This is a genomic window from Bradyrhizobium sp., assembly GCF_035570375.1.
GTDB lineage: Bacteria > Pseudomonadota > Alphaproteobacteria > Rhizobiales > Xanthobacteraceae > Bradyrhizobium.
Window position 1 is genome coordinate 22,567 of record NZ_DATMLW010000151.1, and the last position, 10,224, is coordinate 32,790.

The 10,224-nt window shown below is 62.3% G+C and carries 9 protein-coding genes; 3 read left to right on the top strand and 6 right to left on the bottom strand.

Annotated features, from left to right (window positions below):
• Positions 1 to 210 precede the first annotated feature (210 nt).
• The 3 genes from VNX23_RS15685 to VNX23_RS15695 all read right to left on the bottom strand — a co-directional run bounded on the left by VNX23_RS15685 (position 211) and on the right by VNX23_RS15695 (position 5,225).
• Positions 211 to 666 carry a hypothetical protein gene (locus VNX23_RS15685; protein WP_325631459.1) on the bottom strand — a complete coding sequence of 152 codons (456 nt, stop codon included), beginning with the start codon at positions 664 to 666 and terminating at the stop codon, positions 211 to 213.
• A 287-nt stretch (positions 667 to 953) separates the two neighbouring features.
• Positions 954 to 2,453 carry a glycerol-3-phosphate dehydrogenase gene (locus VNX23_RS15690; RefSeq protein ID WP_325631461.1) on the bottom strand — a complete coding sequence of 500 codons (1,500 nt, stop codon included), beginning with the start codon at positions 2,451 to 2,453 and terminating at the stop codon, positions 954 to 956.
• Between the two features lie 93 nt (positions 2,454 to 2,546).
• Positions 2,547 to 5,225, bottom strand: coding sequence for a sensor domain-containing protein (locus VNX23_RS15695; protein WP_325631463.1), 2,679 nt, complete (start codon positions 5,223 to 5,225; stop codon positions 2,547 to 2,549).
• Between the two features lie 292 nt (positions 5,226 to 5,517).
• Between VNX23_RS15695 and VNX23_RS15700 the strand changes: the two genes are divergently transcribed.
• Entirely contained in the window at positions 5,518 to 6,648 is a 1,131-nt protein-coding gene (locus tag VNX23_RS15700; RefSeq protein ID WP_325631465.1) for an NAD(P)/FAD-dependent oxidoreductase, read from the top strand.
• A gap of 207 nt (positions 6,649 to 6,855) precedes the next feature.
• Here the strand turns inward: VNX23_RS15700 and VNX23_RS15705 are convergent, their stop codons facing one another.
• Positions 6,856 to 7,041 carry a YdcH family protein gene (locus VNX23_RS15705; RefSeq protein ID WP_325631466.1) on the bottom strand — a complete coding sequence of 62 codons (186 nt, stop codon included), beginning with the start codon at positions 7,039 to 7,041 and terminating at the stop codon, positions 6,856 to 6,858.
• 394 nt (positions 7,042 to 7,435) lie between these two features.
• On the opposite strand from VNX23_RS15705, the gene VNX23_RS15710 reads away from it, so the two are divergent.
• Both VNX23_RS15710 and VNX23_RS15715 read left to right on the top strand, forming a co-directional pair.
• The gene (locus VNX23_RS15710) at positions 7,436 to 7,642 is read left to right on the top strand and encodes a YdcH family protein (RefSeq protein WP_325631468.1); all 207 of its coding nucleotides are present in this window, start codon (positions 7,436 to 7,438) and stop codon (positions 7,640 to 7,642) included.
• 185 nt (positions 7,643 to 7,827) lie between these two features.
• Complete coding sequence (locus tag VNX23_RS15715; protein WP_325631469.1) at positions 7,828 to 8,028, top strand: hypothetical protein; 201 nt, start codon at positions 7,828 to 7,830, stop codon at positions 8,026 to 8,028.
• On the opposite strand, the gene VNX23_RS15720 is transcribed toward VNX23_RS15715, so the two are convergent.
• Together VNX23_RS15720 and VNX23_RS15725 are read right to left on the bottom strand one after the other, a co-directional pair.
• On the bottom strand, positions 8,029 to 9,183 hold the full coding sequence (locus VNX23_RS15720) for an epoxide hydrolase (protein WP_325631471.1): 1,155 nt from the start codon (positions 9,181 to 9,183) through the stop codon (positions 8,029 to 8,031).
• 77 nt (positions 9,184 to 9,260) lie between these two features.
• On the bottom strand, positions 9,261 to 9,938 hold the full coding sequence (locus tag VNX23_RS15725) for a GGDEF domain-containing protein (protein WP_325631472.1): 678 nt from the start codon (positions 9,936 to 9,938) through the stop codon (positions 9,261 to 9,263).
• Positions 9,939 to 10,224 lie beyond the last annotated feature (286 nt).

Consider the following 10,224-nt stretch of genomic DNA (forward strand, 5'->3'; position numbering starts at 1 on the left):
GATGATGATTTGGGGATCGATCGTCACGGCGATCCGGCCGGGGCGACGCGGCACGTCTATGACAATCTGCGAAAGGCGGTGACAATCATTGTGGTGGTCGGCGTGCCGATCGCACATCGCATTCCTGGCCGCTCGTCAATCGAAGGCCGCCAGCCTCTCTGCAGGCGCTGACGCCCGCAGGGAGGCCTCGGCTCGGCCAAGCCTGAAAGATCAGTACCGGTAATAGCGGTCACGCCAATAGGGGCGGTTGGAATAGGCGTAGGCACCGTAGGGCCGGTAATATCCGTAAGTTGGATAGGAATAGCCGTAACCGGGGTTGGCATAGCCGTAAGCCGGATATCCCTGATATCCGTAGCCATAAGCCGGATATCCGTAGCCATAGCCGTAAGCCGGATATCCGTAGCCATAACCGTAGTACGGCGTTGTTGCGGCTGCGAGGGCGCCGCCAATCAGAGCTCCCGCGGCCAGCGCGCCAAAACCCCAACCCCAGCCGCCACCCCAGCCGCCACCGCGCCATCCACCCCAGCGCACCTGTTGCACAGCCGGCTCGCTTGGTTTGGCTGCCGCCGAAAGAGCAGTCAGCGGTGCAGAACTTGCGGGCGCAAGTGCCGAAAGCGACATTGCACCGACCAGGGAGAGCGTGATGGTAATTTTACTCGTACTCATGGCAAAACCTCTCTCGCTAAAGAAATGATGCACTGTGACATGAACGAATTTCCTGCTCTTGCGTTCCGAGGGAAAACCGCCGGCCCCTTGACTTCACGTCAGATCAGACCGTGGTGCGGCACGGGCAGCCAATCCCGCGAGCCGGAGGACAAGGCGGATTGGCTCGGGATGGGATGAAAGGTAATCAAACGACCAGCGCGAAGGCATTGCTCCGCGCAAGCTGGCGAGCCGGCCATTACAAAGGATCTTGACGCGCCGAGCCGAGGTGGCGTCCCAGTGCGGTTCCCTCATTCCTTGCCAAAGGATGCCTTCGACACCTCACACCCGGCTGCCATGAAGGCGGCAAGCTGCTCGCGGTCGGAAACCGTCATGGTGAGGCCGAGCTTCGAGCGTCGCCAGAGGATGTCTTCCGGGAAACGCGCCCACTCCTTGTCCATGAGATAGCGCACCTCCGCGGCCGTCAGTTCCGGTCCAAAGGCCGCACCAAGATCGGCCCTTTCGCGCTCGTTTCCAAGCACGGCGTCAAGGCGTGAGCCGTAAGCCGAGACCAGCCGTACGGCCTGGTCCTGGTCGAGAAATTTCCAGCGCTCGCGGGCGCGCTCGACCTCGGCGTCGAACTCATTCCACGGAAAATCGCCGCCTGGCAGCGCCGCCTGCGCAGTCCAGCGCGGCGACATCGGATAGAAAGGCGTGAGCCGCGACACGGCATGCTCGGCGCGCAGCCGCGCCGTCGTGATGTCGCCGCCAAAGACGGTCAGGAGCGGTGCCTTGCCCCGTCGCGCATCGAAATACATCGTCCCCTCGCGCGCGAAGCGCTTGCCGGGGCGGCCGGCGACCAGGTTGACGCCGGAAAAAGACCGGATCACGTCGGATGTATCGAGATGTGCCCTGAAATACCGGTTGGCCGCATCACAGAGATAGGCAACGTCATCGGCGCCGATCGACACCGCGGCGGGGTCGCCCTTGAACAGCTTCGCGGCGGTGCCGATCATGGTAAAATCGCGCTGGTAGGGACTGGCAAAGACCAGCCGCCGGTCGCGGTGCTGAAAGACGTAGACGTTGTCGGTGTCAAACAGGCGCCGGACAATGATCTGGCCCATCTTGATCAGGCTGGCGCGCGGCGGCGGCATTCGGAGCACGGTCTCCGCCACCGTGCCGGTCCAGGCCCCTGCCGCATTCGCCAGCGCCCTGGACGTGATCACCTGCCGGTGGCCGCGATCGATCACCACCAGCCGCCAGATGTCGAGACGGTCGGCACGAACGCAGCGCGCGCCGGTGCGGATAACCGCGCCACGCTCGGCAGCATCCAGCGCATGAGCGATCACCAGGCGCGAATCATCCACCAGGCAATCGGAGTATTCGAAAGCTGTGCCGAACGGCCGCTGCAGCGCGTTGCCGATCGGATGATGGGTGACGTCGATGGCGCCCGACGGCGGCAATCCGCCAGGCGGGGCCAGGCGGTCGTAGGCGACCAGGCCCAGCCGAAGCAGCCAGAGCGGACGCTCGTCGGAACGGGCAGGGATGACGAACCGCGCGGGCCGCACCAGATGCGGGGCGATCTTGAGCCAGGTGTCGCGTTCGGCGAGCGCCGTGCGAACCCGCGACAGGGCCCTGCGTTCGAGCACCGCAAGGTCGCCCTGGATCAATCGTCCCGAGGCGATCGAGGCGGCGCCGCCGAGATCCCCCTGCTCGAGCAGGACGACCCTGAGCCCGCGCCCAGCGGCGTCGCGCGCAAGGCTGACGCCGTTCAAACCACCCCCGATGACCGCAAGATCGAAATCCGCCATGTGCCAGCTATAGCGCCTCGGGGCGAACCGTGTCCGCACTTAATCGGGATGACTACCCGCCCTCAGCGGAAACGCGGCAGAAAACGGTTTGACTCAGCCGGTCCTGCGCGCGGGCTTGACCATTTCGGCCTTTGTGCGGCCAACCAGCGCATCGTATTGGCTGATCGGCAGCGGCCTGCCGATCAAGTAGCCTTGCACGACATCGCAGCCCTGTTCCGCGAGGAATCCGAGTTGCTCCTGGGTTTCCACGCCTTCGGCAACGATCGACATTTCCATGCCGTGGCCAAGGCCGATGACTGCCCGGATGATCGCTGCCGACTGCGGATTGCGTCCGAGATTCATGACAAAGGCGCGGTCGATCTTGATCTTGTCGAACGGAAAAGCCTGCAGATAGCTCAGCGAAGAATAGCCGCTGCCGAAATCATCCATGGAAATGCGCACGCCGAGGCCCTTCAGCCGCCGCAGCAGCGCAAGACCCCGGTCGAAATCCTCGATCAGCACGCCCTCGGTGATCTCAAGCTCGAGCCGGCCCGGTGACAGCCCGGTTTCGAGGAGGATCGAATGCACCAGGCTGACAACGTCGCCATGGGCAAATTGCGCTGGCGAGAGGTTCACCGCAATCTGCAACGGTAACGGCCAGGAGGCGGCCTCGCGGCAGGCTTCGCGCAGGATCCATTCGCCCATCTCCACGATCAGGCCGCTCTCTTCCGCAAGCGGAATGAAATCGGAAGGCTGCACGAAGCCGCGCACCGGGTGCCGCCAGCGCGCCAGCGATTCGAAGCCGATGACACCGCCATCGCCGACGAGCTGGCGTGACATTGCCTGCGGCTGATAGTAGAGCAGCAGTTCGTTATTCTTGATGGCAGTCGAAAGGTCCTGGTGCAGCACGCGACGGTCGCGGATCTGCTCATCCATCTCCGGTTCGTAGATGCTGATCGTGCCGCGCGATTTCGCCTTGGCGCGGAACAATGCGGCGCCCGCGTTGGCGAGCAGGGAAGCCGCATCAGCGCCGTTGTGCGGGAATATCGAAATGCCGGTCGTGATGCCGGTGCGCACCGACTTGCCTTCGATCATGAATTCCTTGGCCAGCGTTTCGGCGAGTTGCTCGGCGAGCAACATGCCGGCCACCGGCTGCTTGCCGTCGATGATCAACCCGAACTCGTCGCCGGAAAGCCGCGCCACCACGCCGCCGCGCGACGAGGCCTGCAACCGCTTCGCCACCTCGATCAGCAGCTTGTCGCCGGTCGCGTGGCCGAACACGTCGTTTATCTCCTTCAAACCGTCCAGGTCGATCGACAGCACCGCAAATTCCTCGTCGGAGCCACTGCAGGCTTCGATCATCTGCGTCAGCGCCTGGAGGAAAGCCGCGCGGTTCGGCAGATCGGTCAGGCCGTCGTGATAGGCCATATGGGCCATGCGTGACTCGGTCTGGCGGCGGTCGGTGACGTCCTCGTGGGTCTTGATCAGGTATTGCGGCTCGCCGGCATCGCCGAGAACCGTCATGCGGCGGGTCAGGAACAGCCGGAGGCCGTTCTTGGTGCTGATCGGGTGCTCCTCGGTGAGAAGGCCGCGTTTCTTGATCGCGGCCTGGTCGCGCGCGATGATCAGACTGGCTTCGCGCGGATCGAAGATATCCGCAGCCGTCAATCCGGTGGCTTCTTCGCGACTCCGGTTCAGGATGGTCTCGGCACTGCGATTGGCGAGAAGGTAACGTCCATCCGAGACGCGCTCCACGGTCAGGGAGACCGGGATGTTGTCGACGACCAGTTCGAGAAACTTCTTGGTGCTTTCCAGTTCCCGGGAAAGCGATTTGCGTTCGGTGACGTCATCAAACCATGCGATCAGGAATTCCGGCTCGTTCCTGTCGTTGCGCGCGATCACACGGTTGCTGGCAAGAATGCGTTTCCTCGAACCGCGCTCGACGACGAATTCGTTGGTGTACTGGCCGTCGGGCGAATTCAGCGCCGCGCGGTCCGCGGCCTCGATGCTCGCGGCCGTGTCGGGGCGGAAAATCTCGTCAGCGCGTCTGCCGACGATGAAATCGCGGGAAAAGCGCGAGAAGCGTTCAAAGGCGCGGTTGGCGAAGATGTAGCGGCCGTCCTCGATGTTCTTGGCGGCCACGCACACCGGAACGTTCTGGAGAACCGATTCGAGGAATTGTTTGGTCGAGGCGAGTTGTCTCGAAAGCTGGCGTTGCTCGGTGCAATCTTCGTGCGTCGACAGCGAGCCGCCGTTCGGCAAATGAAAATGCTTTGCCAGAATTGCGCGCCCGCCGGGCAATTCAGTGATGTGCCCCTCGGGGGCGCTGGCAAGGGCAAAGAAATCCTCAGGCGACACATCGAGGACGCCGCGCCTGCGCCGCAACTCCAGAAGCGCCACTCCGTTCATCAGCGGCGGAACGTCCGAGCGGGCAAGGCCGTAGATCTCGAGATAGCGGTCGTTGCAGAACACGATCCGCTGGCGCGGATCGGTGATGACCACGCCCTGATTGAGATTGTTCAGGGCGGAGCTGACGGAGGCGTTCCGACGCAATTGCGAGCGTTTGACCTTTCGCAGTGCGGAGAGAACCCACACCGCGACGGAAACAAGGAAGCAGCAGACGACGATGCCACCAATCGCCGCCTCCCAGAGCAGGCCCGGATCTGTGGTGATAGCGGGTTGCGAGGTGGCAGCGTGTGCCGTCGGCAAAGGCAGCGTCGAGGCGAGCAGGCACGCCACGATCCCCGCGGGAATCATGGTCCTGCCGCTTGCCTGCCAATTCCTGCCAGCCATCAAACACCCGCGGATTTCAGCTGCAGAGTGTCTGGCTTGACGTGTTTGGATCGGGTAAACGCCTACCCACAGTGCGCGAAAATGCGTTGGGGATTTGCGGCAATTAGCCGGGCATGATTAACGAGGCACTAACACACCCGGTCCATAAAGTTTCCGAATAGAGCCAAAGGGTTGTGCAATGGCGGCAGCCACAACCGAAGCTATAGGGCCGCTTCGCAGCAAACCGGGGAAACCTGCGTCGAAGCGGCCGCGGAGACAAGATAAACCACAAGTCGGGGTCCGAAACTAACCAATGGAAAAGGTTGAGTGCGTCGTCATTGGTGCGGGGGTGATCGGGCTCGCGATCGCGCGCCGGCTGGCGCAGGCCGGCCGGGAAGTGATCGTGCTCGAGGCGGCCGAGGGCATCGGCACCGTCACCTCATCGCGCAACAGCGAGGTGATCCACGCCGGCATCTACTACAAGGCCGGAAGCCTGATGGCGCGGATGTGCGTCGGCGGCAAGCGCGCCCTTTACCGCTATTGCCGTGACCACGGCGTCCCGCATCGTAACTGCGGCAAGCTGATCGTCGCGACGACGCCGCAAGAGAGCGAAAAGCTAGCGGCCATCAAATCGCACGCCGAAGCCAATGGCGTGGACGACTTGCAAGAACTTGACGGCGAAGCCGCCCGCGCCCTCGAGCCGGCACTCCGATGCGAGGCGGCCCTGCTTTCGCCCTCGACCGGCATCATCGACAGCCATGCCTACATGCTGGCGCTGCGCGGTGACGCGGAAGATGCGGGCGCGGCGTTTGCCTTTCATACGCCGGTGTTGGGCGCCAGGGCCCATGACGATCGGATAGAGCTCGACGTGGGCGGCAATCCGCCGATGTCGCTTGCATGCCGGCTTCTTGTCAACGCCGCAGGACTGCAAGCGCCGGCGGTGGCGCGCAGCATCGACGGCATGCCGATCGAGCTGATCCCGCCGGCCTATCTGGCGAAGGGCAATTATTTCAGTTGCAGCGCGCGGGCGCCGTTTTCGCACCTGATCTATCCAGTGCCCGAGCCGGGAGGCCTCGGCGTGCATCTCACCCTCGACATGGCGGGGCAGGCGCGGTTCGGACCCGACGTCGAATGGGTCGACCGCATCGACTACGCCGTGGATCCGGCGCGGGCTGAAAGGTTTTATCCGGCGATCCGGCGCTATTGGCCTTCGCTGCCAGATGGCGCGCTGATGCCGAGCTATTCGGGCATGAGGCCGAAGATCGTTCCGCCGGCCGTCGCGGTGCAGGATTTCCTGATCCAGGGACCAGGGATTCACGGCGTGGACGGGCTGATCAACCTGTTCGGAATTGAGTCACCGGGACTTACTTCCTCGCTTTCGATCGCCGACCATGTCGGCGACCTGGCCGGGATCTCCACCGCCCTGGCTTCCCAGCCGATTTGAGGACTCCTCCCTCGTCATGCGCGCGCTTGACCCGCGCATCCACGCCTTAGCTTCTTGATCGGACATGAAGTGAGTCATAGCCGGGACAAGCCCGGCCATGACTCTGGCCGTCGCGCAAGAACGCTACGTCAAATACGTTCCGCGCGGGCGATGCCGAAAGGGCATCGACCCGCCGGTCGCACGATCACTGGAAGCCTTTGTTGTTCGCTAGTGCAAAGTCTCGTTCGCGGAATGCTTCAACCGCTCGATTTCGTCCTTAACCATCAATTTTCGACGCTTCAATTCGGCAATTTGCAGATCGTCCGTTGAAAGGTGCATCAGAGCTTCGTGCAATTCATTTTCCAGAATCTTGTGTTTCCGTTCCAATTCAACGAGATGCGCCTGAATTGCCATTCGAAACCTCCTCGGCTTGGTTAAGACCTCAGATCAGATCCGGATTTGCAAGTTTACACCAAGCCCGAAATCTGTCGATGGGCATCCGAAAACGGCGGCCTCATATTTCGGCGTCAGCTGTAACGAATCGTGAGCGGGAACCGTGAGTGCAAGGTCGGGCCGAAAACGTCGGCAGCGCCCCCGGACATGGAACCGTTTTTCGAAAAGACCACGGTCGAACAAGGAGATGCGTGGAGATGCGTCGTGGCCCGATAGCGATCGGCCCGCGGCCGCCTGGCCAAAGTCTGTTCCTGCCCGAGCTTTTCGCGAACTCGCTTGCGGACCGCCCTGACAGGGAGGATATTGCTTTCGGAACCCTTCGCAATCTCATCCCTCGTTTTCGACCAAGTACACCATGACTGACGAAGATGAGCGCGAACTCCAGACCGAGCTCGCACGTTTGCAACAGGAGCACCGCGACCTCGACGCGGCAATCGATGCCCTGCATCAATCGCCGGCGCCGGATTTGTTGCGGTTGCAACGACTGAAGAAGCGCAAATTGCAATTGCGCGACCGCATCGCCTTCATCGAAGACCAGATCACGCCCGATATCATCGCGTGACATCTTTTGTCTCGCCCCCCGGCCAGCGAGATTTGGGCTTTCCGAATTCGCGCGGGTCTTGCATGGGACCGTTCGCACGACGGTTGCCCGGGTCAGCATTTTTACCGCCGAGCGAGACTGATGGCACACTTGACTCGCCGAGAACAAAATAGGAACATCCGTCGATCCAACGATGGAGTCGCGCCATGTCCGAGCCAGCATCACAGTTTCCCAGCGATCCTTACGACCGGGCCTGCGATCAGGCGATTGCGATGTGCGACGGAAACATGCGCAGCACGATTAAGGTGCTGCTCATGGCAAACGAGTATCTGGAAATGGAGCTGAGCGAATTGCAGAGGGCCCTGGGCGGCCACGCCTCGACACAAACCGGCGACGAGGCCGCCTGATCAGCGCAGTTCGCGGAAGAAGGCGCGCACCTCCCGCGCAAGCGACTCGGGCTGTTCAAGAGCCGCGAAATGCCCACCCTTCTCCATCACGCTCCAGCGGCGGATGTCCTTGAATACGCGCTCGGCGGTCTTGCGCGGCGGTTTGAGGATCTCACGCGGGAATTGCGCGTAACCTGTCGGCACGGTGATCGCGTCGCCGGCTGGCAGGATGGCCGAGCCGTGAAGCCTCGCATAATACGGCCAGAACGATGAGCCGATTGCACCAGTGAACCAGTAGAGCGAGATGTCGGCGAGCATGCGGTCGCGGCTGATGGCGCGCTCGACGTCGCCGTCGCAATCCGACCAGGCGCGGAATTTTTCAACGATCCAGGCCGCCAGTCCCGCAGGCGAATCCGTCAGCGCGAAGGCCAGCGTCTGCGGGCGCGTACCCTGGATCCACGAATACCCGGTTTCTTCGCGGGTCCAATGCGACAGTTCTGCCAGATAGCGCTTCTCCTCTTCGGTCGGATTCTGAAATGCCGTGGGGTCACGGCCCGCGGCCATCATCAGGTTGATGTGGATGCCGATCATCCGATCCGGATAGGCGTAGGCGAGCCGGCTCGTGACGGCAGCGCCCCAGTCGCCGCCCTGCGCGCCGAAGCGGGAGAAGCCGAGCACCTCATGCATGAGCGTCGCGACACAGTCCGCCATTTCCGGCACCCCATATCGCTTCTGGCCGGGCCGGAAAGAAAGCCCGTATCCCGGCAGGGACGGCGCCACCACGGTAAAGGCATCGCGGGCATCGCCGCCGAAGCGCGCCGGATCGGTGAGGCGAGGAATGATGTCGAGAAACTCGAACACCGATCCGGGCCAGCCATGGAGCAGAAGCAACGGCATGGGATTGGGCCCGACGCCTGCTACATGCAGATAATGGAGATCGATGCCGTCGATGGGAACGCGGAATTGCTGGAAGGCATTGAGGGCTGCTTCCTCCGCCCTCCAATCAAAACCGGTGCGCCAATATTCGATGAGCCCACGCAGGTAAGCAACATCGGTTCCGTAGGCCCATGGCTCGCCGGGCGCCTGATCGGGAAGACGGGTGCGGGCGAGGCGCTCGCGCAAATCGGCAAGGTCGGCATCCGGCATGCGCAACGTGAACGGCACTGGCTGGGTCATGATCCTGCTCGGCTGATGGAAAGCGAACGGCAGCGGTTCGTGGAAGGCTACAGCTTGCTGTCGGAGACAGCTACGCCTTACGCTTCATGGCGGCGCTGCGCCTTGCGCACATACATCGCGCAATCGGCTTCTTCGAGGCTACGCCCGGCCTCGGAGTGCGGTCCAAGAATGGCCACGCCGGCGGACGCACCTGTCGTGACGGTTTTGCCGTCGAACAGGAAGCTCAGGCCATCGATCGCCTGTTCTAATGACGCGGCCTTGGCGTGCGCGTCGGTCTCGGTGAGATTCCACAACAAAAGTGCAAACTCGTCGCCGCCCAGCCGTCCGACCACGTCGGAGGAGCGGATCTGGCGCGAGAGCACCGCCACGATCGCCTTCAGCACCTGGTCCCCCGCCGCGTGCCCAAAGGCGTCGTTGATCGGTTTGAGGCGATCGACGTCGAGCACGATCAGCGCGCCACCGGCACGGTAGCGTTGGATGTAGGAGATGGCGCGATTAAGCAGGCGTTCAAAGCCGCGGCGGTTGGGAATCTCCAGCAGGAAGTCGGTATTGGCCGAGGCCTTCAACTCCTCGATATGTGACAGCGCCCGCTTGAGTTCGCTTTTCAGCCGGCGAATCTCCGCCTTGGCCTCGCCGGAGGCGGCCGACCTTCGCGTGCTGGATGAGGCGCGCTGCCGCGCAGGCTTGCCGCCGACGGCGCCAGCTTTGCGGCGTTTTGCAAGCCTGGATGCCGTCGTCCTGGTTTTCTTCCTCATAGGCCTCCTAGATCATGATGTGATTAAGTGGAATCGCATCATGATCTCATCTCTTTGTTTGAGCATGATCTCCGTGCAAACGCGTTACGCGTTTGTTAGCTATAGCGTTTTCGAGCGAAGTGGATACCGGTTCGCGTGAAGGAAACGCGTCAAAACAAAAGATTAGAGCCTCGGTTCTGATTCAATCAGAACCGAAAAGGCTCTAAGGGAAAACCGGTTTCCACTTTTGCGCTAAAGCGGCCCTTCGGGTCCGGATCATGCTCCAAGGCGGGTGGGTAGCGTTCGT

Coding starts and splice junctions, on each gene's coding strand:
- VNX23_RS15690 (WP_325631461.1), bottom strand. CDS start 2,453: ATGGCGGATTTCGATCTTGCGGTCATCGGGGGTGGTTTGAACGGCGTC.
- VNX23_RS15700 (WP_325631465.1), top strand. CDS start 5,518: ATGGAAAAGGTTGAGTGCGTCGTCATTGGTGCGGGGGTGATCGGGCTC.
- VNX23_RS15725 (WP_325631472.1), bottom strand. CDS start 9,938: ATGAGGAAGAAAACCAGGACGACGGCATCCAGGCTTGCAAAACGCCGC.
- VNX23_RS15695 (WP_325631463.1), bottom strand. CDS start 5,225: ATGGCTGGCAGGAATTGGCAGGCAAGCGGCAGGACCATGATTCCCGCG.
- VNX23_RS15685 (WP_325631459.1), bottom strand. CDS start 666: ATGAGTACGAGTAAAATTACCATCACGCTCTCCCTGGTCGGTGCAATG.
- VNX23_RS15715 (WP_325631469.1), top strand. CDS start 7,828: ATGTCCGAGCCAGCATCACAGTTTCCCAGCGATCCTTACGACCGGGCC.
- VNX23_RS15710 (WP_325631468.1), top strand. CDS start 7,436: ATGACTGACGAAGATGAGCGCGAACTCCAGACCGAGCTCGCACGTTTG.
- VNX23_RS15705 (WP_325631466.1), bottom strand. CDS start 7,041: ATGGCAATTCAGGCGCATCTCGTTGAATTGGAACGGAAACACAAGATT.
- VNX23_RS15720 (WP_325631471.1), bottom strand. CDS start 9,183: ATGACCCAGCCAGTGCCGTTCACGTTGCGCATGCCGGATGCCGACCTT.